This window comes from Salinivibrio sp. ML290 (genome assembly GCF_001995695.1).
GTDB classification, from domain to species: domain Bacteria; phylum Pseudomonadota; class Gammaproteobacteria; order Enterobacterales; family Vibrionaceae; genus Salinivibrio; species Salinivibrio siamensis.
Genome location: NZ_MUEY01000010.1, coordinates 1 through 25555, shown reverse-complemented (window position 1 = coordinate 25555; position 25555 = coordinate 1). Strand labels below are relative to the sequence as shown.

Annotated in this window: 23 protein-coding genes and 1 pseudogene; 10 read left to right on the top strand and 14 right to left on the bottom strand. The window is 50.4% G+C overall.

Annotation, left to right across the window (positions count from 1 at the left end; translation table 11 throughout):
- The first annotated feature begins 6 nt into the window (after window positions 1-6).
- Window positions 7-366 (top strand): Hpt domain-containing protein, encoded by a 360-nt coding sequence (locus tag BZG23_RS10460; RefSeq protein WP_046075318.1) that lies wholly within the window; start codon window positions 7-9, stop codon window positions 364-366.
- Here BZG23_RS10460 and yvcK read toward each other — a convergent pair.
- Entirely contained in the window at window positions 298-1230 is a 933-nt protein-coding gene (gene yvcK, locus BZG23_RS10455) for a uridine diphosphate-N-acetylglucosamine-binding protein YvcK (protein ID WP_046075319.1), read from the bottom strand. The two genes, BZG23_RS10460 and yvcK, sit on opposite strands and share 69 nt — an antisense overlap.
- 206 nt (window positions 1231-1436) lie before the next feature.
- Entirely contained in the window at window positions 1437-2009 is a 573-nt protein-coding gene (locus BZG23_RS10450; RefSeq protein ID WP_077578076.1) for an LON peptidase substrate-binding domain-containing protein, read from the bottom strand.
- 817 nt (window positions 2010-2826) lie between these two features.
- On the opposite strand from BZG23_RS10450, the gene BZG23_RS16605 reads away from it, so the two are divergent.
- The 5 genes from BZG23_RS16605 to BZG23_RS10430 all read left to right on the top strand — a co-directional run bounded on the left by BZG23_RS16605 (window position 2827) and on the right by BZG23_RS10430 (window position 9575).
- Complete coding sequence (locus BZG23_RS16605) at window positions 2827-2991, top strand: hypothetical protein (RefSeq protein ID WP_156146677.1); 165 nt, start codon at window positions 2827-2829, stop codon at window positions 2989-2991.
- Between the two features lie 689 nt (window positions 2992-3680).
- A complete protein-coding gene (locus BZG23_RS10445) occupies window positions 3681-5357 on the top strand; it encodes an ABC transporter substrate-binding protein (protein WP_077606881.1) in 1677 nt (558 codons plus the stop codon).
- Window positions 5358-5474: 117 nt separating this feature from the next.
- Window positions 5475-6395 (top strand): oligopeptide ABC transporter permease OppB, encoded by a 921-nt coding sequence (oppB, locus tag BZG23_RS10440; RefSeq protein WP_046075322.1) that lies wholly within the window; start codon window positions 5475-5477, stop codon window positions 6393-6395.
- A gap of 10 nt (window positions 6396-6405) precedes the next feature.
- The gene (gene oppC / locus BZG23_RS10435) at window positions 6406-7317 is read left to right on the top strand and encodes an oligopeptide ABC transporter permease OppC (protein ID WP_046075323.1); all 912 of its coding nucleotides are present in this window, start codon (window positions 6406-6408) and stop codon (window positions 7315-7317) included.
- A 146-nt stretch (window positions 7318-7463) separates the two neighbouring features.
- On the top strand, window positions 7464-9575 hold the full coding sequence (locus BZG23_RS10430; protein WP_077606880.1) for a methyl-accepting chemotaxis protein: 2112 nt from the start codon (window positions 7464-7466) through the stop codon (window positions 9573-9575).
- Between the two features lie 16 nt (window positions 9576-9591).
- Here the strand turns inward: BZG23_RS10430 and BZG23_RS10425 are convergent, their stop codons facing one another.
- The 5 genes from BZG23_RS10425 to BZG23_RS10405 all read right to left on the bottom strand — a co-directional run bounded on the left by BZG23_RS10425 (window position 9592) and on the right by BZG23_RS10405 (window position 14966).
- Window positions 9592-10740, bottom strand: coding sequence for a ribosomal protein uL16 3-hydroxylase (locus BZG23_RS10425; protein ID WP_077606879.1), 1149 nt, complete (start codon window positions 10738-10740; stop codon window positions 9592-9594).
- Window positions 10741-10852: 112 nt separating this feature from the next.
- Window positions 10853-12220: an adenylosuccinate lyase gene (purB, locus tag BZG23_RS10420; RefSeq protein WP_077606878.1), complete on the bottom strand. Its 1368-nt coding sequence runs from the start codon at window positions 12218-12220 to the stop codon at window positions 10853-10855.
- A 25-nt stretch (window positions 12221-12245) separates the two neighbouring features.
- The gene (hflD, locus tag BZG23_RS10415; protein WP_046075327.1) at window positions 12246-12890 is read right to left on the bottom strand and encodes a high frequency lysogenization protein HflD; all 645 of its coding nucleotides are present in this window, start codon (window positions 12888-12890) and stop codon (window positions 12246-12248) included.
- Between the two features lie 13 nt (window positions 12891-12903).
- Entirely contained in the window at window positions 12904-14013 is a 1110-nt protein-coding gene (gene mnmA / locus BZG23_RS10410; RefSeq protein WP_069361249.1) for a tRNA 2-thiouridine(34) synthase MnmA, read from the bottom strand.
- A 338-nt stretch (window positions 14014-14351) separates the two neighbouring features.
- Entirely contained in the window at window positions 14352-14966 is a 615-nt protein-coding gene (locus tag BZG23_RS10405; RefSeq protein ID WP_443216286.1) for a pseudouridine synthase, read from the bottom strand.
- A 274-nt stretch (window positions 14967-15240) separates the two neighbouring features.
- Between BZG23_RS10405 and icd the strand changes: the two genes are divergently transcribed.
- Window positions 15241-16491, top strand: a complete 1251-nt coding sequence (gene icd, locus BZG23_RS10400; RefSeq protein ID WP_046075328.1) for an NADP-dependent isocitrate dehydrogenase — start codon at window positions 15241-15243, stop codon at window positions 16489-16491.
- A 66-nt stretch (window positions 16492-16557) separates the two neighbouring features.
- On the opposite strand, the gene pseI is transcribed toward icd, so the two are convergent.
- Genes pseI through pseB form a run of 6 tightly spaced genes read right to left on the bottom strand, consistent with a single transcriptional unit; the run spans window position 16558 to window position 22115 of the window.
- Window positions 16558-17610: a pseudaminic acid synthase gene (gene pseI, locus BZG23_RS10395; protein WP_077606876.1), complete on the bottom strand. Its 1053-nt coding sequence runs from the start codon at window positions 17608-17610 to the stop codon at window positions 16558-16560.
- Window positions 17594-18172 carry a UDP-4-amino-4,6-dideoxy-N-acetyl-beta-L-altrosamine N-acetyltransferase gene (gene pseH / locus BZG23_RS10390; RefSeq protein ID WP_077606875.1) on the bottom strand — a complete coding sequence of 193 codons (579 nt, stop codon included), beginning with the start codon at window positions 18170-18172 and terminating at the stop codon, window positions 17594-17596. The genes pseI and pseH overlap by 17 nt, the downstream gene beginning before the upstream one ends.
- Complete coding sequence (gene pseG / locus BZG23_RS10385; RefSeq protein ID WP_077606874.1) at window positions 18163-19257, bottom strand: UDP-2,4-diacetamido-2,4,6-trideoxy-beta-L-altropyranose hydrolase; 1095 nt, start codon at window positions 19255-19257, stop codon at window positions 18163-18165. The genes pseH and pseG overlap by 10 nt, the downstream gene beginning before the upstream one ends.
- On the bottom strand, window positions 19254-19958 hold the full coding sequence (pseF, locus tag BZG23_RS10380) for a pseudaminic acid cytidylyltransferase (protein WP_077606873.1): 705 nt from the start codon (window positions 19956-19958) through the stop codon (window positions 19254-19256). The genes pseG and pseF overlap by 4 nt, the downstream gene beginning before the upstream one ends.
- A 3-nt stretch (window positions 19959-19961) precedes the next feature.
- Window positions 19962-21107: a UDP-4-amino-4,6-dideoxy-N-acetyl-beta-L-altrosamine transaminase gene (pseC, locus tag BZG23_RS10375; RefSeq protein WP_077606925.1), complete on the bottom strand. Its 1146-nt coding sequence runs from the start codon at window positions 21105-21107 to the stop codon at window positions 19962-19964.
- A 12-nt stretch (window positions 21108-21119) separates the two neighbouring features.
- The gene (gene pseB, locus BZG23_RS10370; RefSeq protein WP_077606872.1) at window positions 21120-22115 is read right to left on the bottom strand and encodes a UDP-N-acetylglucosamine 4,6-dehydratase (inverting); all 996 of its coding nucleotides are present in this window, start codon (window positions 22113-22115) and stop codon (window positions 21120-21122) included.
- A 378-nt stretch (window positions 22116-22493) separates the two neighbouring features.
- Between pseB and BZG23_RS10365 the strand changes: the two genes are divergently transcribed.
- The 3 genes from BZG23_RS10365 (at window position 22494) to BZG23_RS10355 (ending at window position 25305) form a co-directional block, all read left to right on the top strand.
- Window positions 22494-23102, top strand: a complete 609-nt coding sequence (locus BZG23_RS10365; protein WP_077606871.1) for a chromosome partitioning protein ParA — start codon at window positions 22494-22496, stop codon at window positions 23100-23102.
- 120 nt (window positions 23103-23222) lie between these two features.
- On the top strand, window positions 23223-23831 hold the full coding sequence (locus BZG23_RS10360) for a chromosome partitioning protein ParA (protein ID WP_077606870.1): 609 nt from the start codon (window positions 23223-23225) through the stop codon (window positions 23829-23831).
- The gene (locus tag BZG23_RS10355) at window positions 23824-25305 is read left to right on the top strand and encodes a hypothetical protein (RefSeq protein ID WP_241837206.1); all 1482 of its coding nucleotides are present in this window, start codon (window positions 23824-23826) and stop codon (window positions 25303-25305) included. The genes BZG23_RS10360 and BZG23_RS10355 overlap by 8 nt, the downstream gene beginning before the upstream one ends.
- A gap of 85 nt (window positions 25306-25390) precedes the next feature.
- On the opposite strand, the pseudogene BZG23_RS16490 reads toward BZG23_RS10355, so the two are convergent.
- Window positions 25391-25555, bottom strand: a pseudogene (locus BZG23_RS16490) (IS256 family transposase); the annotation flags it as partial.

Here is a 25555-nt window from a genome sequence, read left to right as displayed (position 1 = left end):
GGATGTATGGCCACCACAGTAAATACTGAAACATTACGTCGACTGAAATCAGAAGTAGGCGAGGATACGGTGACGGTTTTGCTCACTGTATTTAGCGACGAGCTATCCCAATACCATTCTCAATTGTCTGGTTCGCCATCGATCGAGCAAGTTCGCGAGATCAGCCATGCGATCAAAAGCAGTGCTGCCAGTTTTGGGGCGGATGATCTGGCCGAGATGGCGCGTGAGTGTGAATCACGCGTCAAGCAAGGGCAACAGGAGTGGATGACACATCATTTAGATGAGCTGACCGAGATGTTACGAGGAACGGCCTCTACCTACCGAGAAATGGCCGTCGAGCAAAACTTCATCAACAGCTTGACGTAGTTTATCCCTGTCATGACGCCAATGATGATTTGAGGAGGCCAAGCTGGCCTCTTTTTGTTGGTAACGTGTGGCGAGCTGCGACGCGTTTTGTTCTCCGATCACAATATCGATTTCTTTCCCACCCATTGCACGCTCGCACCAAGCAAGCATAGTGGCTAATGACATGTCACCCGCCGGCCCGATTTCCTTGCCAAGGTTTCTAATAAACGCCAGTTTGGCCTGTGTATGTTTCAACGCACGGCTGAGTTCGGGGACGAGCAGCGGCGGCATTACACTGGTTAAAAAACTGCCAGGGCCGAGCAAAATCAAGTCAGCCTGCTCGATAGCCTCAATGGCTTCGCGGGTCGCGGGGACGGTTGGGGACAAAAAGAGACGCGTCGGGGGAGCGCTTAGCTCATCAATATGTGTTTCTCCCGACACCGTCTCACCCTCTGGCGTTAACGCGGCAAGCTCAGCAGGGTGCTCGGACATCGGCAGTAAATTAGGGCGGATATCTAGCAGATCGCGAATAAGTTGGATGGCTTCAAGCGGACGGACTGAGAGGTTATCCAGTGCCGTAAGGATCAGGTTGCCCAAATTATGCCCGTTCAGCTCACCTTTCCCTTTAAAGCGATATTCAAACAGCATGGAGCCGACCGAGGGCTCGGTGATTAATTGGTTGAGGCAGTTACGAATGTCGCCCCAGGCTATCCCCCCTTGGCATGCACGGATACGGCCAGTGGATCCCCCGTTATCGGTTGTGGTAACAATGCCTGTTACCTGCTCGCCATATATTCCCAATGCCGATAAGACGCGCCCCAGACCATGCCCGCCACCGATCGCGACGATACGTTGTGAATGCTGATCTGAAACCTGTTGGATCATTGCGTCGTTTCCTGAGAAAAAATCAATGTGCCTAGTTTACCTGAAGCTCAAGCGACTAGGTATTTACCGGAGCAGTAAAGTGTGAGCAAGTCAGGAAAGTGGGACAAAAGGGTGAAGGCAAAAAAAAGAGGTAACGCGTCGCGTTACCTCGCCCAATCAAGCAGATGAATAAAAAGGGCAAATAGCAAGGCAGCAATAAAAACGGTTTAATGGGGATCTTGCATCATGCTCAACAGATAATCCCGTGTGGCGACACAGGAACTGTTCGCCATCAACTGTTGTTTTTCCCCGGTGGGGAGCGGCAGCAGCTCTAACCAGCGCTGGCATAACCACGCCAAATTGGAGAACTCGGTCTCTCGGTGCATTTGTTGTAGTTCAGGGTAGCGCTCAAACATCGACTGTAAGCGCTCCACGAGAGGCTCGCTTTGTTTGTCGACGTGGCAATCAGGCCACCGAGGTAATGCGTTGACCGAGGCAAACAAGATGTGGTTGTGCTGCTGGTTAAACGCATGAATCGCAAAGCGTGCGGTTCCCCGTGCCGTGATCACTAAGCAGCCATCTTCTTGGCTTCGGGTATAGTCCTCAATTTCAATAAAGGTGCCAATATCCACATGAGAGCGCTGGGCTTGTGTTTCCGCCATACACACTCCGATAGGGAGTCCATGCTTTAACGCGAATACGAGTGTGTCTAACGAGTCGCCTGCTGGGATCCGAAGAGGTATCCGGCCCCCGGGCAAGATGTGACGATCATTAAACAAAATTGGTGTGGATTGTCCCATGTGATACCCCCTGACAAGCAATGGCGTTGGTCTAGTAATCTAGATATTGCAAAAGGGGTGCCTACTTTTTGAAACGCCCGTATACCAGCGGTTCGGCATCGTGATGTCGCGATTGCGTAGCGCTTGAGGGCGAGAACTCGCAATTTGCAACGCAAATCCGCTCGCGATAACGCATTGTGCAAACGCTAACTTGCTCGCTTTGCGGTCGCCCGTGAGTAGGATTACGCCCTGATTCGTCGTCAGTATCGCGATATAAAGACAAAAAAATAGCCTCCATTTGGAGGCTATTAAAGAGGTGTTTTTAACATCAACACCGCGTTAGCGGTTAACCTGTGGTTTTTTTCCTTTATTTGGGTTGTAACCATGGCGAACGCGTGCGCATAAAGGGCGCGAGGTTGAGCTTTGTGGTCTCATAGTCTTGCTTTTTACTCTCTTGTCGGAAGAAAAATTAGGTTGATGATCGGGAACAGCTCATCAACAACACAATGATGGGGGATAGAGCGCCGAATAACAATATCGTTTGTTTAAAAAAGCGTCAATATTGGTATTTCGTCTAAACAGCCGCTTATTATCAGCAAATGTTATTAAACTAAGCCGAGAGCGGGCCGATATCCGCTATGGCTCTGGGTTGAGACGTCGAGATGTTGTGGGGGGCAAAGATGTTTGGCGTGCCTTTTCGGCAATATTTTGCTTTATTGACGATGAAGGTGTAGCTTAAAAATTGCACAAGCGGTTTGTACTGGCGTAACAGTCGAGTGGACTCGGTCGTTGTTCCGCGAGTGACTGTGCCAAATACTGATGAGTTCAGGAGGACACAATGAAACACAAGCGCTATAGCAACAAGAAAATCAAAGAAATGCTTAACGAGGTCATGCCAGAAATGGAAAAAGCACGTGAGGACAACCGTGTTCTGCGCGATCAGGCCAGTGATCGTTCATCCGATAGTGGCCCCGTTTTTAGTCCCGACGATGCCAAAAAATAGTGGTTTATAGAACAAAGCCAGCCTGCGAAGCTGGCTTTGTTGCGACATTATCACCACTCAAGCCTACCGAAGCAGCCGTTTCTACGTTCTCCCTCCGTTCGACATCCGTGCCTGATCCCCGCATCTATTCGCGGTGAGCGTTTCCTCTGACAGACACCATTACCGCTTATTCAATTCAGATTTTGTGACCGTGATAGCTGTCTGACATCACGTGCATGTGTTTCTGTTGAGTTTTTTTGACAAATAACGTTTAGTATCGGCTTTACAATTAAGTAACATTTGACGCATATTGGCAGTCAAAGTCACTGAGATTGCGAAGATAGAGAGAGGCTTGTGTGTTTTTTCGACCGCAAGCTAGTTCAGCATTAGTGCCAATGCCCCCAGATTCAGTATAAATAGCAATTTGTTCCGTATTTTGTTTCTTGTGGTGAATAAAGCGCTAACGCGGCCTCGTCTTACCAGCTTGAAATTCCTTTATGCGACTTTTAAGTAGTGAAAGATGAGTTTTTAATCTCATTCTATGGCAAAATACTTCAGATTTATGGCAAAACACAGCGTTGCTTGGTAATGTTTTGCCTCTAATCGCGCAGCGAGGCGTAGTACATCTTTTTAGATTGTGCAAAACGGATTCCTCCGCCACGTGGCGTCGATTGTCATGGATGCAATAGCGATTGTTATGGAGTTACACGATGAAGCTAAACACGATCACCCGAACCCTCTTTATGGGCGCTGGCCTTTCTCTGGCTCTAGCAGGATGCAGCGAACCAGAGCAAAAACAGACCTCACAATCCAACCCTGAAACCAAACAACAAGCCGAGTCCGCGACAGGCGAGCCGCAACTGGCGGCAGAGCAAGAGCTCGTGCGTGGTAACGGTGCCGAAGTGGCGTCGTTGGATCCGCATAAAACTCAAGGCGTGCCTGAGTCGCATGTTATTCGTGACCTGCTAGAAGGCTTGGTCAACCAGGATGCAGACGGCAATGTTATCCCTGGCGTCGCTTTGCGCTGGGAAAACGAAGACAACAAGGTGTTTACCTTTTATCTCCGTGAAGACGCCAAATGGTCTAACGGTGATCCTGTTACTGCGCAAGATTTTGAGTACAGCTTTAAGCGTGTGGCTGATCCGATGACAGCGTCACCTTACTCTTGGTACCTTGGCTACACCCACATGGAGAATGCCAAAGCCATTATTAAAGGTGACAAAGATAAAGACACATTGGGCGTTGAAGCGCTGGACGATCACACCCTTCAGGTAACGTTAGATACCGCGGTGCCTTATCTTGTGAAGATGATGGGTCACACCACCATGAAGCCGGTACACAAAGAAACGGTGGAAAAACATGGTGACCAATGGACCAAACCTGAGAACTTCGTGGGTAATGGCGCCTATGTCGTGGACAACTGGGTGATTAATGAGCGCATTGAGTTAATCCGTAACGACCAATATTGGGACAATGAAAATACCACGCTCGATAAAGTGACCTATTTGCCGATTGAAAACCAAGTCGCAGAAATGAACCGCTACTTGGCCGGCGAAATTGACATGACGTATGAGATCCCGAACGAGCATTTCCGTCGCCTGAAAAACGAGCACCCAGAAGATTTGTCTATCGTGGGCAACCTGTGTAGCTACTACTACATCTTTAATACCAAGCGCGAACCCTTTGATGATGTCCGTGTGCGTAAAGCCTTGTCTTACGCGATTGACCGTAACGTGATTACCGATGCGCTACTGGGTCAAGGGCAAAAGCCTGCGTATTTCTTGACGCCTGAAATTACCGCTGGATTTGATCCTGAGCTGCCAGCGTACGCCAAGATGACACAAGAAGAGCGTGATGCAGAGGCCAAGCGTCTGCTCAAAGAAGCTGGGTTCGGTGAAGACAACCCGCTCGACTTCTCACTGCTTTATAACACCAGCGAAAACCACAAAAAGCTGGCCGTCGCAATCGGTCAAATGTGGAAAGACAAGCTGGGTGTTGATGTTGCACTTAATAACCAAGAGTGGAAAACCTACCTGAGCACCAAAGATGAAGGTAATTTTGATGTCGCGCGCGCCGGTTGGTGTGGTGACTACAATGAAGCGTCTACCTTCCTCAGCTTGATGCGTAGCTCCAACTCATCAGGTGGTGTGCATTATGATAGCCAAGCTTATGATGCGATCATGGAAAACGCCATGACCACCACAGACGACGACAAGCGCACACAACTGTACTTGGATGCGGAAGCCCAGATGGCAAAAGACATGCCGATTGCGCCGATTTACCAGTATGTAAAAGCACGTCTGCTTAGTCCACAAGTCGGTGGCTTCCCTGCCAATAACGCCGAAGAGAAGATTTACTCAAAAGATCTTTATATCAAGGCTGAGTAACGCCTGATTCACAGCTGATAAGGGAGCCGCACCACGCGGTTCCCTTGGCTGGTTGTCGCTATGTAGGTATCGCCTAGGTAGCGGACGCTGTGAGGCTCAAAACGAAACGGTACAGTTATGTTGAAATTTATCGCCAAGCGCCTTTTGGAAGCTATTCCAACGTTGTTGGTCTTAATTACTATCTCTTTTTTCTTGATGCGGTTTGCGCCAGGCAACCCTTTTTCAAGCGAACGTCCATTGCCCCCTGCCGTAATGGAAAACATTAATGCCAAATACGGCCTGGATAAGCCTGTGTTTGAGCAATACACCACCTATTTGGGCAATATCCTACAAGGGGATTTTGGTCCATCGTTTAAATACATTGATTTTACGGTGAATGAGCTGATTGCTGACGCATTTCCTGTATCGGCACAAATCGGTGCGTTGGCGTTTATCTTTACGCTGATTTTTGGGGTCACGATTGGCACCATTGCTGCGCTCAAACAAAACACCTGGATTGACTACACCATCATGTCCACGGCGATGTTAGGGGTGGTGATGCCATCCTTTGTGCTCGCGCCAGTGCTGATTTATATCTTCGCCATTAATCTTGGTTGGTTCCCCGCCGGTGGCTGGCAAGGCGGTGGTTGGCAATTCATGGTGTTGCCAATGATCGGTATGTCCTTGCTGTATGTGGCCACTTTTGCGCGTGTGACCCGCGGTAGCATGATCGAAACCCTAAACAGTAACTTTATTCGCACCGCGCGTGCCAAAGGGCTCAGTTACCCTAAGATTATTGTTAAACATGCGCTCAAGCCTGCGATGCTACCGGTTGTGTCCTACATGGGACCCGCGTTTGTGGGCATTATTACTGGGTCGGTGGTGATCGAAACCATTTTCGGCTTGCCTGGTATCGGTAAGCTGTTTGTGAACGCCGCGTTTAACCGTGATTATTCATTAGTGCTTGGCTGTACCATTTTGATCGGTACGCTGACCATTCTTTTCAACGCGATCGTCGATATCCTGCTGGCGTATATCGATCCTAAGATTCGTTACTAGGGGTGACATGATGCTGACGAAAAAAGAAAACATTGACGCCCTCGAAAACTTTGCTGAAGAAGTCGATGTCAAGGGGCGTAGCCTTTGGCAGGATGCGGCGATTCGTTTTAAACGTAACCGTGCCGCGATGGCGAGCTTGGTGATTCTGGTATTGATTGGTTTGAGCGTGATCCTTGGGCCGTATATCAGTGCCTACGCGTATGACGCGACCGATTGGTATGCCATTCATGCGGCGCCTTCATTGGGCGTAGACGGACATTGGTTTGGTACCGATGCGTTAGGCCGAGATCTCTTTACTCGCACCATGATGGGCGGGCGTATATCGATCATGGTAGGCGTCATGGGCGCCTTTGTCGCCGTCTTGATTGGTACCTTATATGGTGCCACATCAGGCTTTATTGGCGGCCGCACCGATGCGGTGATGATGCGTTTGGTGGAAATCCTCCAATCGATTCCGTTCATGTTCTTCGTGATTGTATTGGTAACCTTCTTTGGCCGTAATATCGTGCTGATCTTCGTGGCCATTGGCTGTATTGCTTGGCTAGACATGGCACGTATTGTGCGCGGTCAAACACTCAGCTTACGGAGTAAAGAGTTTGTCGAAGCCGCGCACGTTTCAGGGGTGAGCACGCGCCATATCATTACGCGCCATATCGTGCCAAACGTACTTGGGATTGTTGCGGTTTACTCGACCTTACTAGTGCCGAACATGATCTTGTTTGAGTCTTTCTTGAGTTTTTTGGGCTTAGGTGTGCAAGAGCCAATGACCAGTTGGGGCGCCTTACTACAAGAAGGCTCGCAAACGATGGAAATTGCGATTTGGCAGCTGCTGTTCCCTGCCGCCTTTATGGTCATGACATTGTTCTGTTTTAACTATGTCGGCGATGGGCTTCGTGATGCCTTGGATCCAAAAGACAGATAAGCGACGTTTTTTGTCATCGTAAAAAACGCAATAATATGAAAAGCGCAGGTTTATTTCCTGCGCTTTTTTGTTACTGTTAAATGCGTGTTTCAAGGATGAGAATCGATAGCAGTGGTGGCTGTCGATAGAGTGACAAAGGAGCTGTCATGCGATCCCTCTCAATTCAATGGAAGGTCACCCTCGTGGCCAGTTTGTGCGTTGCTGTGACCGCGGTGACGTTATTAACCTTCTCAACCTACGTCAATAACCAGTTTCAGCAAACGGTCGGTCAGGCGAGTACCCAAACGCTGCGTAGTGCTGCTCAACGTCTTGCGACCAGTCAGGCCCAAGTTCAAGCGACCCATGTGCAACGTTCTTTAGATGAGGCGGTGTACCGCGCGCAAATGCTGGCGCAAAGTGTGGTGTATCTACAGTATAACGCTGAGCAAAACTTTACCGACAGTGGTGAACTTCGCGGCTCAATCAATGAGCTGGTGCGACGCTCAGTGGAGAACTTCGATACGGTTCAAGCCGCGTTCGTGGTATTTAAACCCAATGCACTTGACCAAGAAGATGACTTTTATCAGCTCGATACAGAACGGGGCGCGAATGCCGCAGGGCGTTTTGCCAGCCGCTGGCAAAAGCGGGATGGCGAGCTGCAAGGTACCGTGCTGAGCGAGAAGCAAATTAACAACGGCAATAAAAATGGCAATGGGCAAGCGGCGAATCATTGGTATCAGTGCCCATTGAACCAAGGCGCAGCTTGTGTATCTGCGCCCAAACAAGCGGGCAGTAGCCTGAGTGTCACCATTTCCTCACCGCTGATGCGCGACGGACAAGTGCTGGGAGTGCTGGGCATTGATATTGCGCTTGGCGGGTTACAGTCAGTGATCTCAGAGGCGGATAAAGCCCTATTTGGCGGCGCTGGCAATGTCAGTGTATTGAGCCAAGGTGGCCGTTTAGTGGCGTCTGATAACGCCCAAGTGAGCGGCGGCACTGTCGACGATTTACCCACCAGCCCTGATGCGATGAGCTCCTGGCTGACGCAGGGACAGCCACAGACTGTATGGCAAAAAAGCCAGTTGATGACCTACGTGCCGATTGCCTTGCCAGGCACCACGTGGGGAGCCCTTATCACCTTGCCGGAAGATGTCTTGCTCTCTGAGGCAAACCAATTAAGCCAACAAATTACCGCGCAACGCAGTCAAGCCGCGTGGACAGAACGTAGCTTAGGGGTTGTGGCAACCCTGCTTGCCTTGGTGATCGCCGGATTAGCGGCGCGCCAAATCGTTAAACCCCTGAAGCTACTGGCGGAACGATTGGCAGAGATTGCCGACGGCGATGGCGATCTCACGCAGCGTATCCAGCTTAAAAATCGTGATGAAATTGGGGTACTGGCGGGGCGCTTTAACCGCTTCCTCGATAAGCTTCAGCCTATTATGGCGAATGTGATTAATAGCGTTGAAGAAGCGGAACATACAGCCAAAGAAGCCGCACGCGTGGCCGTGCAAACCCGAGATGGTAGCCGTGAACAAGTATCAAGCTTGGATGCAGTGGCGACAGCATCAGAAGAGATGACGCAAACGGCCTCACAGGTTGCCAGTCATACCGAATCGGCGCTAACTGCGGCCACCGCGGTGAATACAGCGACGGAGAAGGGTGAAAAAATTGTGACTGGTTCGTCGCAAGCGATGACGCGTTTGGTGGAGACGCTGAATGGCGCGACCCACGATGCGCAAGCCTTACAAAAGAGTAGTCAGGATATCACCGAGATCTTGACGGTGATTGACACCATGTCAGAGCAAACCAACTTACTTGCTTTAAATGCGGCGATTGAAGCGGCGCGTGCGGGTGAGCAAGGGCGCGGGTTTGCGGTGGTCGCTGACGAAGTCCGTGAACTGTCACAGCGTACTAACCAGTCAATCACCCAGATCCGTACCGTGATTGATTCGTTGCAGTTAGGGGCAGAGTCAGTGGTAGCGGCGATTCATGAAGGGAATCAGCTAGCGGATGACACCGCTGAAAAGGTGCAAGAGACGGTGGCGAGCTTGGACCAGATTCGTACTGCGATGCAAGACATGATGGGGCTTAACAGTGAAATTAGCGCGGCGGCGGAGCAACAAAGCGCGGTATCAGGCGATGTGACGCAAAACGTGACCCATATTCGTGAACGCAGCGATGAACTCTTGTCGCATGCCGAATCGGCGGCGAGTATTGCCAGCCAATTGGAGGCGCTGGCTGGCCGTCAGCGTGCGCTAACGGCCCAGTTTAAAGTCTAATCTTGGTGATGCGCGGTTACTCTGGCGCTTCCTCGAGAGGATACCAGTAGCCGCGATTGACCCACAGCGTCAGCATCGGCCAAAACAGGCTATGGTCGGCGGCATCGCCGAGGATTTCCCAATCAATAAAGCGTTGATTGCATAACGCTGGGGTGAGTGACTCACATCCTGCGGGTAAATCAAAGCTTTCACCCAGCATAAAAATCATTTCAGGCTGGTCTGGGTGATAAAACGCGCGCAACCCACTGAGTTTTTCCAGACAAAGCCCGTCTTGCATCGCGGCTTTGAGACTATCAGGTTGCCACTGAGGGTCGGGGCTGAGTAAGTCGAGCTCATGCCGGGCTTGAGAGAGAAACTCGCCAATCCAGCGCTTTTTGCGGGTCTCGTCGTGCATGAGTGCGATCATCATCTCGTTCATTTGCGCGAGATGTTGTGGATCCAATGCCGCAGGCGCATCGGCTTGCGCTGGCATGGCTGGCCAATGGAAATGATTGTCTCCGGCTTCTTCGACAATCACTTGGTCAGCATAACTGCTCAGTAGCTCGCGGGCTTTTGGTGAGCGATAGCCAATCGAGTAGCTGAGCGAGGGCTCAAGGGTATCGCCTTCGTGTGGAAAGCCTGGCGGGATATAAAGAATATCGCCTGGTTCTAGCTCCACATCGATAATGGCGTCAAAGCCGGTGATCTGCTTGAGCCCGGTGTCTAAGTTAGCTTCTTGGTAATCACCTTTTGGCCCCACACGCCAACGGCGACGCCCTTGGCCTTGCACAATAAACACATCATACTGATCAATATGAGGCCCAACGCCGCCCTGAGGCTGGGAATAACACACCATGACATCATCAAATAGCCACTGTGGTAGCGAGGTAAATGCCTCAGCGAGATCACGCACGCCTGGGTGCCAGTGGTTAGCGGCTTGTACCACCAGTTGTGCATGCGTCGCTGGGAAATCATCGAAGTGCTCGAAAGGACCGTTCGCGACTTGCCATTGGCCATTGGCTTGGGTCACTAGACGCGAGTCAATGTCTTCTTCCATCGCGAGTCCTGCGACCTCTTCAGGCTCAATGGGATCGTTAAAATTGGCTAACCCTTGGCGGATAACGGTGGGGCTTTGATGCCAATGTGCGGCCATAAATTCGGCGAGCGAGAACTGAAACTGATACATAACGACTTAGTTTACGAAATTTGCGGCAGTATAACGTGACGAGCGGGGTGGTGCGAGTGGGATAAAAAAACGGCCCCCAATATGGAGGCCGCGAGCATTGGATGCGTTTTGCTTACAGTTTGTCAGTGAGCTTGACCGCATCGCCAATGTAGTTAGCCGGTGTCATTTGCTTCAAGCGTGCTTTCTCGTGCTCAGGCAAATCAAGACTATCAACAAAGGTACGCATCCCCTCGCCATCAACCCGTTTGCCACGTGTCAGCTCTTTGAGCTTCTCGTAGGGCTTTTCTATCCCATAACGACGCATCACGGTTTGAATAGGCTCGGCAAGGACTTCCCAGTTCTGATCCAATTCCGCTTCGAGTGCGGCTTGGTTCACCTCCAGCTTGCTGATCCCTTTAAGGGTCGACGCGTAAGCAATCATGGTGTAGCCCACACCCACACCGAGGTTACGTAATACGGTGGAGTCGGTGAGATCACGCTGCCAGCGAGAAATCGGCAACTTTTGCCCAAGGTGAGAGAAAATGGCATTGGCTAGGCCGAGGTTACCTTCCGAGTTTTCAAAATCAATCGGGTTAACCTTGTGCGGCATGGTCGATGAGCCAATTTCACCCGCGATGGTTTTTTGCTTAAAGTGGCCCAGCGCAATGTAGCCCCAGATATCACGGTCAAAATCGATCAAAATGGTGTTAAAACGCGACACGGCATCAAAAAGCTCGGCAATATAGTCATGCGGCTCAATTTGGGTGGTGTACGGGTTCCAGTCAATGCCTAATGAGGTCACAAAGGCTTCGCTGTAGGCATGCCAATCGATCTCTGGATAGGCTGACAAGTGCGCGTTGTAGTTGCCCACAGCGCCGTTGATCTTACCTAGGATTTCGCTACTTTGAACCTGTTTGATTTGGCGTGCCATGCGGTACGCCACGTTTGCCATCTCTTTACCCATGGTCGATGGCGACGCAGGCTGACCGTGGGTGCGTGAAAGCATGGGTACGTCGCGGAATTGTTGAGATAGGTCTTTGACGGCGTCCGCCAGACGTTGCATTTCTGGCAAAATTACCGTATCGCGTGCTTCTTTTAGCATCAGTGCATGCGACAGGTTATTAATGTCTTCAGAAGTGCAGGCAAAGTGAATGAATTCACTGACCGCGTTGAGTTCTGCGTTATCGGCAATCTTTTCTTTTAGAAAATACTCAACGGCTTTGACATCATGATTGGTGGTGCGCTCAATCTCTTTAATACGTGCGGCATCTTGTTCATCAAACTCAGCAGCAATGCGGTCGAGTTGGGCACTGGCGTCATGACTAAAAACAGGCACTTCTGCGATGCTGTCTGTCGCTGCCAGTTTTTGCAGCCAACGGATTTCCACGATGGTGCGGTATTTAAGCAATCCAAATTCACTAAAAATCGATCGCAACGCAATCGTTTTCGTACCGTATCGGCCATCGACCGGTGAAACAGCAGTCAGCGCTGACAGTTCCATTTTTTGTCTCCTGAGTTCAATCTGATTAGCTTCGGGCTAGAATGAGTTTGGCCTGCTCAACCATTTGTTTGCGACCAAAGATAAGGTGCCGGCGCTTACCGCCTACTTGACGCCATAGGACAGCACTGCGGATACCGGAAAGCAAGATGGCACGCACACGGTGTTGCACGCCAGTTTGCTGTAAATGTTGTGGGTCACCAGACACTTGAATGCGCGGTCCGAGAGGACTGATCACGTCGAGATAAATGCTGGCGAGATTGCTGATCATTTGCTCATCAAGCAAATCAAAATGGCTTACTTGACGCTCAATCGTTTCAATGCGATCGCCCAGTTGTGCCATGGCATCACGGCGGCTGGACAGTTTACGCTCCAGCGCCAACAAATTAATCAGGTAGCGCATGGTTTCGCTACCGTTGCGGCTATTATCGAGTTGGCCAATGAGGGTTTCTAAACCAACATGAAGGCCTGACTCACCGCCACCGGTGACATTCCCCACTTCTCCACGAAAGACGTCTAGGGTAGAAGATGGGTTAGTGATGATAATGCTACTCAGGCTCGTATTTAACGCGTCTTGGTCACAATATCCATTTCGAGATACGTCTTGCACCAGTTTTGCTGCCTGACAAATGCTGGCAAAAGCCAGGGTGCGATCATAAATCGTCTCTGCCACTGATCACGGCTCCTTAAATACGTTGCTCGATAATGCCACCGCCTAGGCACACATCGCCATCGTAAAAGACAGCGGATTGCCCCGGCGTTACCGCAATTTGCGGCTCGTCGAAGATAACTTTCACTGTATCGTCATCAACGGGCGTGATAGTACACGATATATCGTGTTGACGGTATCGGGTTTTTACCGTGCAACGGCGGGTCTCGGTCACAATCTCACGATCGACCCAGTGCAATTGCGCCGCGATGAGCCCTTCTGAATAGAGTCGAGGATGATCATGGCCTTGACCGACGAGCAATACATTACGCGCGACATCTTTATCGACCACATACCAAGGGGCTTCACTACCGTTGCCCCCCTTTAAGCCACCAATCCCTAAGCCTTTGCGCTGACCCAAGGTGTGGTACATCAAACCTTGGTGTTCACCAATGACGTCGCCCTCAGTGGTTTCGATAGGGCCGGGCTGCGCGGGTAAGTACTGCGACAAAAAGTCAGTAAACTTACGCTCGCCGATAAAGCAAATGCCGGTTGAATCTTTTTTCTTCGCCGTCACCAAGCCTTGCTCTTCCGCAATTTGGCGTACCTGCGGTTTTTCTAAATCGCCCACAGGGAACAGGCTACGTGCCACCTGATCGTGGCTGAGGGTATAGAGGAAGTAGCTTTGATCTTTGTTATTGTCCAAGCCACGCAGCATTTGCGCTTTTTCACCGTTTTCGGGGAAGGTGCGACGGACATAATGCCCCATGGCAATATAATCGGCATCCAACACCTCGTCGGCAAACTCGAGAAACGCCTTAAATTTGATTTCTTTGTTGCAAAGAATATCAGGGTTGGGCGTACGACCTGCTTTGTATTCGGTTAGAAAGTGCTCGAAGACATTGTCCCAGTACTCAGCGGCAAAGTTAATGGTGTGGAGCTCGATGCCAAGCTTGTCACACACATCTTGCGCATCAGCCAAGTCTTCTGCAGCAGAGCAATACTCCTCGTTGTCATCCTCTTCCCAGTTTTTCATAAACAGGCCTTCTACCTGATAACCCTGTTGTTTCAACAAGTAGGCAGAAACGGAGGAATCAACACCGCCGGACATTCCGACAATCACTTTTTTGCTGCTGTTATCTGACATGGTGATCACAAATGCTGCTATCAATAAACGGACGCTGAGTTTAACAGAATCAAATCGCCGGATACAGATGTGATAGGGCTCACATGTTAGCCGTTATCCAAAGTGAGTAGATGGTCGCGTGGACGGCGACCGATGCAGCTTATGTTCATGAGATTAAATATCAATGGCGGACCTAGTCTGTGATTGGGTGCCGCGCAAAGACTTGTGAACCCCTTAGGTTTATCGACCGACTCCCGCACGCAGACACGCCGTATACCCATCCCTGGGGGCTCCGCCGCGCCATCCTTGGCGCGGAGGGTCTGTGTGCGAAAATCGGACGATGGTATGTTCAGGTATTCCTAGCGCTTATCTCGTTTCTTCGACGGTGCGCGCTTGGACGAGCGAGTGCGCCCACGCGGTGCTTTCCCTTTTGCGCCTTTGGGTTTAGGAGTGAACTGCTCGAAGCCTTTCGGGGGCGCAACCTCACGCCACTGGCCCGGTTGCAAATCATCCAGCTGCCATGGGCCGAGTTGGGCACGAATCAAGCGCAGCGTCGGGTGGCCGATATGCGCGGTCATGCGGCGTACTTGCCGGTTTCGCCCTTCTTGCAGCACCACCTTTAACCAAGTGGTGGGAATGTTAGCGCGATAACGAACCGGAGGATAGCGCTCCCAAACGGCGGGTGGTGCCATTTTGGTGACATCGGCGGGCAGGGTGAGACCATCTTTCAGTTCGACACCGTTACAGAGCGCCTGAATTGCTTCATCGCTAGGCTCGCCTTCGACTTGTACCCAATAGGTTTTGGGCGACTTGGATGAAGGCTGGGTGAGTCTGGCTTGTAAAGCCCCGTTATTGGTGAGCACCAGCAAGCCTTCGCTATCTTTATCGAGTCGACCGGCCGGGTACACATCTTTTACCGATACAATGTCGGCCAATGTACTGTCGCCTGGTTCGCCACTAAACTGGGTCAACATGTTATAAGGTTTGTTAACAAGTATCACTTTTGTGGCGAGGGCGGCCGCTCGGGGAGCCTTTCCACCCTTGGCCGATGGAGCTTGGGTGTTTGAAACAGCCTTTGACGCTGGCTGGGGGCGGGCTTTATATGGCATGAGGGCTGTCAAATAGATTAAACGGCAAATGAGACTTCCGTATTATACACGTAATAATCTGTTTGGCGTGTTGTATGAATTCGAGTATCCTCGACTCGCATCTTACACAAAGATAACAAATGGACGCTAGGAGATTAAAATGGAAAGTAAAGTAGTTGTACCGGCGGAAGGTCAGAAGATCACACTCGACGGCACAAAACTGGTAGTCCCTAACCACCCTGTGATCCCTTACATTGAAGGGGATGGCATCGGGATGGATGTTAGCCCTGCAATGATCAAAGTTGTTGATGCAGCTGTTGCTAAAGCCTATAACGGTGAGCGTAAGATTTCATGGATGGAAATCTACACCGGTGAGAAGTCCACCAAGGTATATGGTGACGATCAGTGGCTGCCAGCTGAAACCCTCGACTTTATCCGCGAATACAAAGTGGCAATCAAAGGGCCACTGACGACCCCAGTTGGCGGTGGTATTCGCTCATTGAACGTGGCGCTTCGTCAAGAACTCGACCTCTACATTTGTGCGCGTCCGGTACGTTACTTCACTGGCGTTCCTAGCCCACTGAAAAAGCCAGAAGATACTGACATGGTGATCTTCCGCGAAAACTCAGAAGACATCTACGCGGGTGTTGAGTTTAAAGCCGGCACGGCCGAAGCGGATAAAGTGATTAAGTTCCTGCGTGAAGAAATGGGTGCCAACAAAATCCGTTTCCCTGAGCAGTGCGGTGTAGGCATTAAGCCAATCTCAGAAGAAGGCACCAAACGTCTGGTTCGCGCCGCTATCGAGTACACCATCGATAACGACCGTGACTCACTGACTATCGTCCACAAAGGTAACATCATGAAGTTTACCGAAGGGGCGTTTAAAGATTGGGCCTATGAAGTGGCCAATAAAGAGTTTGGTGCCGAGTTGTTGGATGGCGGTCCTTGGATGACGATGAAAAATCCAAAGACTGGCAAACAAATCACCATCAAAGACTCCATCGCGGATGCCTTCTTGCAGCAAATTCTGCTGCGTCCCGCGGAATATGATGTGATTGCCACCATGAACTTGAACGGTGACTACGTATCTGATGCGCTTGCCGCGCAGGTTGGCGGTATTGGTATTGCCCCGGGTGCCAACATTGGTGACGGTGTGGCGCTGTTTGAAGCGACCCACGGCACGGCGCCGAAATACGCTGGTCAAGATAAGGTGAACCCAGGCTCACTCATTCTGTCTGCAGAAATGATGCTACGTCATATGGGCTGGTTTGAAGCGGCTGACTTGGTGATCAAGTCAATGGAAAAAACCATCGCCAATAAGACAGTGACCTATGACTTTGAACGTTTGATGGAAGGCGCGAGCCTGCGTAAATGTTCTGAGTTTGCTGACGAGATGGTCAAGCAGATGTAATCACTGATTCTCAGTGAGAAACGAAACCCGGCTCAGTTGCCGGGTTTTTTTATGAATATGCTCCAGCTAGTCTTCGATATCTTCCCACGACAATGGGGTGCCTTTGGTTAACGCGCGTGTTGCGCGCTTTCCGAGCACGGCATCATAGTGTTTCGGTGCTAAACCAAAGCCCGGACGAATACTGCGCACATTAGCGGCCGTCAGTGGCTCACCGGGCGCGATATCCTTACAGACATACAAAGAGCGCCTAAATTGACGGTTGCTCGACTCGGCCTCTCGTGTGGTTAGGGCACTTTCTCCTAACGCTTGCCACGCCGCGTGGGTTTGCTCACAAAGCGCACTGAGTGCCGGTGGCGTAAGCGAGAAAGCGGCATCTGGGCCTCCCGAATCTTCAGAGAGCATCACATGTTTTTCAATCACGCACGCGCCGAGTGCGACGGCTGCGATCGCGGCGGTGTTGGTCAGCGAATGATCGGATAAGCCCGCCAAGGTTTGATAGCGGGTGGCTAAGGTTGGAATGGTTCGCAGATAGCTTTGTTCAATCGGCGCAGGGTAGGCGCTGATACAATGAAGCAACACCAGCTCACGACAGCCGTTATCACGGGCGGTCGCCACCGCCTCGGCGATCTCTGTCTCGTCAGCCATGCCGGTTGAGATGATCATCGGTTTACCGGTTTGCGCGGCATAGCGAATCAAAGGCAAATCAATCGCCTCGAACGAGGCTATTTTATAGGCGGGTGCGTTAAGATCCTCGAGCAAGTCAATCGCTGAGCAATCAAAAGGAGAGGAGAATAAGGTGACGCCTTCTTTTCTGGCGTGATCAAATAATGGCTTGTGCCACTCAAACGGGGTTTGTGCCCAGCGATATAGCTGGTGGAGGCTATAACCATCCCACAGTCCGCCTTTGATCTGAAACTCATCGTGGTCGCAATCAAGGGTAATGGTATCGGCGGTATAGCTTTGCATTTTGACCGCATCGGCACCGCAGGCTTTGGYCATGGAAATGGTTTGTTTGGCAAGCTCAAGGCTACCATTATGGTTCGCCGACATTTCGGCAATGATATAGGGAGGATGCTGGGGGCCGATCAAACGGCCTGCAATCTTAATGTCGTTGTTCATAAACCGCGTCGATATTCAGTTTGGTTTGAAGGGCGCTGGCGCCTTGCTGCCACTCATCAGCGGACAAAGACAGGCACACAATCTCGACTGTTTTTCCCTCAGGCAGGGAACAGGTGCGTTGCCGACTTTGCGGCGTCTCACGAAAGCCAAAGCGTTGATGTAGCCGAACTACCCCCTGATTATGACTGAGTACTTCACAGTTCAACTGGGTCACGCCCAAGGTTTCAAACGTTAAGCTTAATGCGCCAAACTCCATGAGCGCGCCGCTTCCACGTGGTGCATCGGGGGCGGCGTAAAAAGCCCAGGTCGCACTTGTCCTATTCTCGCTATCGAGGTCAAGGTTGACCACGCCAAGAGGCTTGTCCGGTTGGCCGTCTACGCGTTTGTAAACGATATAGAAATAACGGTGCGTGTTGGCGAGCGTATGGCTGAACCATGCCTTGTGCTCATCATGGCTTATTTCATGTTGGGTGTACATAAACTGGCGGACAGCGGGACGATTGCGCCAATGCCATAAAGTGTCACTGTCCGCGTGAGTCACCGCTCTAAAAATCAGTTGCATAAGTCATGCTCCAAGGCCGCGACGACACGCTCTGCGCCTTTTCCATCAGTGATCGCTGGCAGGATAGGAAGCTGATGCCAGTTTGCCGCAAGATGCTGCAGTGCAGACGCGTAATCTTGCCAGCGGGTGTGCTCACCGCGTCCTAAGTATTGATAGCCCGGCTGTCCGGCGAGATACTCGGCCATGGCGTGTTGGTTTTCCGCCACACACACCAAGGTGCTAGGCACCCCCAAGCAGCTGCGCTCAATGGCAGTGACGCCGGCGGCTCCAAATGCGTAGCGTGCCCGTGCCAGGTGGGTATCAAAGTCCGACAGTGCTTCCACCACACTAACCCCATCGGGGACAGGCGCTTTACACAATGCTTCGCGGTCTGGGTTACGCCGTCCGGTGACAATTAATAGCGAAAAAGGCAGCCTCTCGAGGTTCTGCCCTTCTTCTAGGTGTTGAACGGCTTCTAGGTGTTTCACTGCGTCCACAAGCTTGCGGCTTTCACCGGTCGGATCCGTACCGGAGAAAAAGGCGATCACCTTATCTTCCCGCGGCGGCGGAGAGTGATGCAAGGCGGCAAATGCTGGACGCAATAGTGCATAGTCAGGCCCCAACAAGCATCGGGCCTGTGGATTTAAAAGCTGTGACGCGTAGCGCGTAGTCAGGTCAGGCCAAGGGTTTTGATCGAGCAAAAACGCGCAATCGTGGGGCCTATTGGCTAAATCATCAACCACCATCACCGGACAGCCCACTTGGGTGTGAATCGATTGTTCCCAGTGGGCATCGAGGGCGTAATGATCCACCACCATCAAATCCACCGGTTGGTTAGCCACGTATGCGGTTGTCTCTTCGGCATCTTGCTGCTGGCTCACACCAAGCCAATCGGTGTTGCCGAGCGAGTTTTTGGGGGCAGGCAACACCGCCACCGTTAAGCCTTGTTCATGGCTGACCGCTATCAAATTGCCGGGCAGGTCGCGACATACCAAGGTTACCTGATGACCCGACGCTTGTAGCATGCTAGCCAACACGTGCATGCGGCTGACGTGCCCGGTGCCTATCGCTTGGGAGGCATCGACTCGAATGGCAATATGGCTCATAGCAAGGCCTGTTGCTCCAACAGTTGATACATGAGCTCAGCGCGTAGCCAGTCATCCGGCTCATCAATGTCTTGCACGCGGTAATGAGGGATCAACACAGCTTTCGAGTGGGGGGCAAAAACCGGCTCGCGCGCTAAAAACGCACTTGGCGTGCCCCAGTAAAACATTCCCGCATCGTGGTACGCCGGTTGTAGGTCTTGTGAGCGCGTAGTGAAGTGCTCCGGCCATAACATGCTGACACTGCCATCGGCATCGACATGAATACTGCGCTGAATCGGAAAGGCGTAGCGGGTGGCGGCAAAACTGTATTTGACGGTGTCGCCGTCCAGTAACGCTAAGCCTTGGCGCAAGTCATCCGCGGTGACAAAGGGGGTGGTCGCATACAGGCAGCAAACCGCGTGCAAAGGCGTTTGCTGTGGGGACGGGCTGAGCCACTGGATCGCATGCTCAAGCACATCCAAGGTCGTAGCGTGATCGCCGGCAATCTCGGCGGGACGCACAAAAGGCACCTCAGCCCCTGCATCGCGCGCCACACTGGCAATATCCTCGCAATCGGTGGAAACCAAGACGCGATCGAATAGCCCACTTTGACGTGCTGTCGCAATGGCATAAGTAATAATGGGCGTACCGTTAAACAGCTTGAGGTTCTTGCCGGGAATGCGTTTGCTGCCACCGCGGGCGGGAATAATACATACATTCATCGGTCACGCATCCTCAATGGCTCTATGTAGTGCAGCAATCACTGTATCTTGCTGTTGCTCGGTTAAATCGGGGTAAAGCGGCAAAGTGAGTGCCCCCGCGTAATACTGCTCGGCAAGCGGGAAGTCTCCGGGCTGGAAGCCCTGTGCCTGATAGTAAGGTTGCGTATGCACAGGAATATAGTGCACGTTCACGCCAATGCCTTGCACACGCATAGCCTCAAAAACGGTGCGGCGTGTGTCGGCGTGATCAAGCTCAATCAAATACAAATGCCATGCCGACTCAGGATCTAAAATGGGTCGCTTAACGGGCAAATCCGCCAGCGCCTGATGGTAACGCTCGGCAAGTGCAAACCGTCTGGTGATAAAGGAACGAAGCTGGGTTAGTTGTGAACGGCCAAGCGCGGCATGAATATCCGAGAGGCGATAGTTCATCCCCAATGCACGCTGTTCATAACCCCAAGGTGGCAGGGCAGCGTGGCTGTCTTCTGCATCACGGGTGATCCCGTGGCTACGCAACTGACGCAGCGCTTTCGCCAATGTGGCATGTTGGGTGGTGGCAACCCCAGCCTCTCCCGCGGTAACCACTTTGACCGGATGAAAACTAAATACGCTAATATCGCTGTACTGGCATCCACCCACCGCCGCGCCTTGATAGTGGGCACCCATAGCATGTGACGCATCCTCAATAATGGCCACCTGATAACGCTTAGCGAGCGCGGCAATCTCGGCCATTGGCGCACTGGCACCGGCCATATGCACCACCACCAGCACTTTGGGTAAGGTGTGAGTAGCGGCCGCTTGCGCCAGTTTTTTCGCGAGCTGCTGGGGGCATAGGTTACGTGTGTCTGGGTCGATATCGACAAAATCCACTTCGGCACCACAGTATCGACCACAATTGGCTGACGCGACAAAGGTAATGGGCGAGGTCCATAAACGATCGCCTGGGCCTAACCCTAACGCCAGACAAGCGAGATGCAGGGCAGATGTGGCGCTATTAACAGCGACCGCATGCGCCGCCCCGGTGAGTTCGGCGACGGCGGCTTCAAAAGCCGGAACTTGCGGGCCTTGCGTCAGATAATCACTTTTTAGCACCTCAAGCACAGCGGCATAGTCTTGCTCACTAAGATGCTGCTTTCCGTATGGGATCAACGCCATACTCCTTTACTGCTCGGTGTCGAGTTGCAAAATGGCCTCGACGGTTAACACATCTGGGTTAGTGCCTGATTGATACTCAAAGCCCTCTGGCACGGACTGTCCTTTTTCGCCCAACGCATTTTCTCGGTAGTCATCATCGGCATCGTAGAACTTGATGGTGGGACAAATCACGTAATGGTCGGCAAATTCGAGCGTCAGATGGGCATCGTCAGCCGGACACATCACTTCATGCATTTTTTCGCCGGGGCGAATGCCTATCACCTTGACGGGCGTGTTCGGGRCATAGGCGCTGGCGAGATCCGTTAGACGAACCGATGGGATCTTAGGAACAAATATTTCTCCGCCATACATGCGCGAAAAGTTTTTCAGCACGAAATCCACCCCTTGCTGCAAGGTAATCCAAAAGCGGGTCATTTCAGGGTGAGTAATGGGCAAATGATCCGCACCTTCCGCTGCCTTTTTCTTAAACAAAGGCACCACAGAGCCGCGCGAGCCGACCACATTGCCATAGCGCACCACCGAAAAACGTGTCTTTTGGCCCCCGGTCATATTGTTAGCGGCGACAAACAATTTATCTGAACACAGTTTGGTGGCGCCATAGAGATTATTGGGGCTGGCGGCTTTATCGGTCGAGAGCGCAATCACCTTTTCCACCCCGTTGGCAATCGCAGCGCGAATCACATTCTCTGCGCCGTGAATGTTGGTCTTGATACATTCCATCGGGTTGTATTCGGCGGCAGGTACCTGCTTAAGTGCAGCAGCATGAATCACATAGTCAATGCCTTGCATCGCTTGCATTAAACGATCGCCATCACGCACGTCGCCGATAAAATAGCGCATGCAAGGGGCGTTAAAGGTTTGCTGCATTTCATATTGCTTGAGCTCATCGCGAGAGAGCACCACGAGGCGGCGTGGTTGATAGCGTTCAAGCAGGGTGCGGACGTACTTTTTACCAAAAGAACCAGTACCGCCGGTGATCAGAATGGATTTGCCGTTAAACATAGGACGCCTTGTCACTAACTGTCGGGAATACAGGCAGTTTAACTGATCTGAGCAGGATTTGGCGATCTGCTACCAAAGATGATCGTCAAACCGATCCTTTTATGGTTAAAAACGTTCGCGATCTTGCCCTGAACCATCATGCCAAAGCTGGCCTTAGCACTACTAAAAGCAAACTCGTGTAACACACAAAATAACCTGAGATGTCATTCCAAATAATCAGTATTATCTTTTTTGAGACAAGTAAAAAACTTATTCCGGTGTAACATGCGTCTTCAATGGCCGCTTTGCCAGGTTCTTTGGAAAAAGTATCAGGTCTTTTTAAGAAAGGTGAAGACTCGTTTATCTCATAAGTCGCTTCCCCGTAAAAAGGATATAACCATGCGTTACATCGCACTCGCTATATTACTTACCCTCGTCGGCTGCAAAGAGGACAGCAAACCGATTGCTGACGGATCATCGCCGATAGAGACGCCTGTCCCTGGTGACTCGACGCGCATAGAGAAAACCCCAGCGCTGACCGCTGAGCTCCAATCGAAAGAGACAATAGATGAGCAATTAGGTTTATTGTACGAGAAGTATGAACACCTGATAGACAGAAGCGACTCTGTTGCAGGAAGAGATGAAAATGGTGACGGGATTAGAGATGACATTGAAGCGTTCCTTAACGCGCTTGAAGTTAAAGAGCCGGTACGTAATGCCCTAAAACAAGATGCCCGTCAGGCGCAGAAAAACCTGTATTATGACTTCAGTCAAGACACTCACGCGAACCGGAAAAAAGCATTTGAAATCAGCGAAGAATACAACAAAGTTTTGGCGTGTAAAGGGTTCGTCGGCATCTCAGTTGACGATAGTATAGATACGTCCGAGACTATTGAATCTTTAACTTACAATACCAAAAAAAGAACCATGGCTTATCTTGAGTATAATCATTTACTTGATGGTTCGACTTCAATAATGCTTGATGATAAGGAGGAGTACTGTGAATAAACAGCTATGCTTTATCATTTTCCTTCTTGCTATGCTCTCCCATCAGGCACTGGCGTCTTCATGCAAAGTGTCTAAGCATTATTTATCTCATAGTTAACTCTCTCATAAAAGGATATAACCATGCGTTACATCGTACTCGCTATATTACTCACCCTAGTAGGCTGCAAAGAGGACAGCAAACCGATTGCTGACGGGTCATCGCCGATAGAGACGCCTGCTCCTGGTGATTCGACGCGCATAGAGAAAACCCCAGCGCTGACCGCTGAGCTCCAATCGAAAGAGACAATAGATGAGCAATTAGGTTTATTGTACGAGAAGTATGAACACCTGATAGACAGAAGCGACTCTGTTGCAGGAAAAGATGACAATGGTGACGGGATTAGAGATGACATTGAAGCGTTCCTTAACGCGCTTGAAGTTAAAGAGCCGGTACGTAACGCCCTAAAACAAGATGCCCGTCAGGCGCAGAAAAGCCTGTATTATGATTTCAGTCAAGACACTCACGCGAACCGAAAAAAAGCATTTGAAATCAGCGAAGAATACAACAAAGTCTTGGCGTGTAAACGATTTGTCGGCATCCCAGTTAGAGATAGAACAAACACTTCTAATACTATTGAAGCGTTAACATACAATACCAAAAAAAGAACTAGGGCTTACCTTGAGTATAATCATTTACTTGATGGTTCGACCTCAATAATGCTTGACGCTAAGGAGGAGTACTGTGAATAAAAAGCTATGCTTTATCATTTTCCTTCTTATTATGCACCCCTACCAGGCACTGGCGTCTTCATGCAAAGTTGAGGGCTATACTGTTGCTTTTTTCAATGGTGTAGCTAACACAGAACGAGGTGCAAAAAAGTCATTAGATGAGGTTGCAACTACCTTGAATTATCACCAATACCAAGGCGAAAAGGTCGATTACCAGCTTTTTTATAATGAATCTAACATTGAGAGTAGCGGTATTAATATTATTGCCGATTTAGCCGAAACCTTTGACCAGCGTACCGAAGAAATGGACCAGAGGCTGAATGATAAATGGGAACTCTTCTGGGAGTTAATGAATGGGCGCGGGGAAGGGTCAATCGCTGAAAAGCTCGGTGCTATTATTTCAACTCCTATCTCATTCTTCAATGATCTTTTCTCTAAGTCAAAACAAGAAGCTATCAGTTTTTTTCTTGAACGACTTAATGAGATGGTAGACTCTCCTGAGACCGAGATTACACAAAGGAATCATCGCTTAATCAATGATGCTCTGACTTGGCAAGGTAAAAAGCTGATCTATATCGCTCACTCTCAAGGCAACCTTTGGATGAATAGGTCATTTGACTACGCGACATCTCAAAAGGGATATGATGGTAGTAACGTAAAAGCAATTCATATTGCACCTGCATCACCGCTCCTTAAAGGTGACTATATTCTTTCTGGCAATGACTTGGTAATCAACGGTCTTCAGTTAACTGGTATCGGCTCAGTGCCCAAATCCAACTTTACTGCGACTGTAAGTGATAAGGGTGATATATCAGGACATAAGCTTATTGAAACCTATCTCACTGATACCAAAGCTATTTCCATGTTAAAAGCATCAGTAAGTAACGCGTTCTCAAATGTACAGACACCTGCCATGTACGACTATCTATTTGAAATTACTTATGAATATAGTCCAAATTTTGTGGCGACGCATGAGACTCCACAGATAAAAATTGTCGATAATAATAATGACTGGCTCGAAGTAGCTCCCTTACCTCGCGGCTATATTGAATTGGGACCTAATCGTAATGGGCCTCACGAACTAAGACCAGTGAACGCGATAGAAAGACTCCCTTTCACTCATGAGCGACCCCACAGAGATTTCAATACAGTCACAATTGATCAATGTAAAGATATTCCCAACGATAAAGCTTTTGTCTTAGGCGAGTACTCTAAAGAAACAGTACGGATAAGGAGCATTTGGCCTATTCCCCATAATATCTCGACAACAATAACTATTAGAGACAGATATGGTTGGGAGCTACTGACTGATTCAGTCGTCTATGGTGATTACCGAACATACTATGGATACGATTATATCGGAAGCTTTACTGGGTTTAAAGCAATGAGCTCTTACAATCAAGATGAGAAGAGATATTTAGAACGTTATAATTTAGGGAAGAAATATAGTCTTGTAGCTGATGGGATTGTTTTTACGGGCTCACTTCCATATTAAATTCTTGAAGTAARAAGGGTGTCACAAGGTGGAGTTGCTGTTCAAGCAGGTACGAGGGTGTTCATAGTTCTGTGTCACCCAACGTTTAAAGATCTACGTAGTCGTCGAGCCGCCCTTCGAAGTGGATGCTCAGTTGGGACAATGTCAGGTTCCAATTCTGCACCGGATGCGTCCACTTCTCTGACGCCTTCAACATACCTGCATACAGCAACTTGAGCAATGCGTTCTCGTTGGCAAAGCCACCCTTGGT

Excerpts from the sequence above, each read along its gene's own strand:
- BZG23_RS10460 (WP_046075318.1), top strand. The coding sequence starts at position 7 with ATGGCCACCACAGTAAATACTGAAACATTACGTCGACTGAAATCAGAA.
- yvcK (WP_046075319.1), bottom strand. The coding sequence starts at position 1,230 with ATGATCCAACAGGTTTCAGATCAGCATTCACAACGTATCGTCGCGATC.
- BZG23_RS10450 (WP_077578076.1), bottom strand. The coding sequence starts at position 2,009 with ATGGGACAATCCACACCAATTTTGTTTAATGATCGTCACATCTTGCCC.
- BZG23_RS16605 (WP_156146677.1), top strand. The coding sequence starts at position 2,827 with ATGAAACACAAGCGCTATAGCAACAAGAAAATCAAAGAAATGCTTAAC.
- BZG23_RS10445 (WP_077606881.1), top strand. The coding sequence starts at position 3,681 with ATGAAGCTAAACACGATCACCCGAACCCTCTTTATGGGCGCTGGCCTT.
- oppB (WP_046075322.1), top strand. The coding sequence starts at position 5,475 with ATGTTGAAATTTATCGCCAAGCGCCTTTTGGAAGCTATTCCAACGTTG.
- oppC (WP_046075323.1), top strand. The coding sequence starts at position 6,406 with ATGCTGACGAAAAAAGAAAACATTGACGCCCTCGAAAACTTTGCTGAA.
- BZG23_RS10430 (WP_077606880.1), top strand. The coding sequence starts at position 7,464 with ATGCGATCCCTCTCAATTCAATGGAAGGTCACCCTCGTGGCCAGTTTG.
- BZG23_RS10425 (WP_077606879.1), bottom strand. The coding sequence starts at position 10,740 with ATGTATCAGTTTCAGTTCTCGCTCGCCGAATTTATGGCCGCACATTGG.
- purB (WP_077606878.1), bottom strand. The coding sequence starts at position 12,220 with ATGGAACTGTCAGCGCTGACTGCTGTTTCACCGGTCGATGGCCGATAC.
- mnmA (WP_069361249.1), bottom strand. The coding sequence starts at position 14,013 with ATGTCAGATAACAGCAGCAAAAAAGTGATTGTCGGAATGTCCGGCGGT.
- BZG23_RS10405 (WP_443216286.1), bottom strand. The coding sequence starts at position 14,966 with ATGTTGACCCAGTTTAGTGGCGAACCAGGCGACAGTACATTGGCCGAC.
- icd (WP_046075328.1), top strand. The coding sequence starts at position 15,241 with ATGGAAAGTAAAGTAGTTGTACCGGCGGAAGGTCAGAAGATCACACTC.
- pseH (WP_077606875.1), bottom strand. The coding sequence starts at position 18,172 with ATGCAACTGATTTTTAGAGCGGTGACTCACGCGGACAGTGACACTTTA.
- pseG (WP_077606874.1), bottom strand. The coding sequence starts at position 19,257 with ATGAGCCATATTGCCATTCGAGTCGATGCCTCCCAAGCGATAGGCACC.
- pseF (WP_077606873.1), bottom strand. The coding sequence starts at position 19,958 with ATGAATGTATGTATTATTCCCGCCCGCGGTGGCAGCAAACGCATTCCC.
- BZG23_RS10365 (WP_077606871.1), top strand. The coding sequence starts at position 22,494 with ATGCGTTACATCGCACTCGCTATATTACTTACCCTCGTCGGCTGCAAA.
- BZG23_RS10360 (WP_077606870.1), top strand. The coding sequence starts at position 23,223 with ATGCGTTACATCGTACTCGCTATATTACTCACCCTAGTAGGCTGCAAA.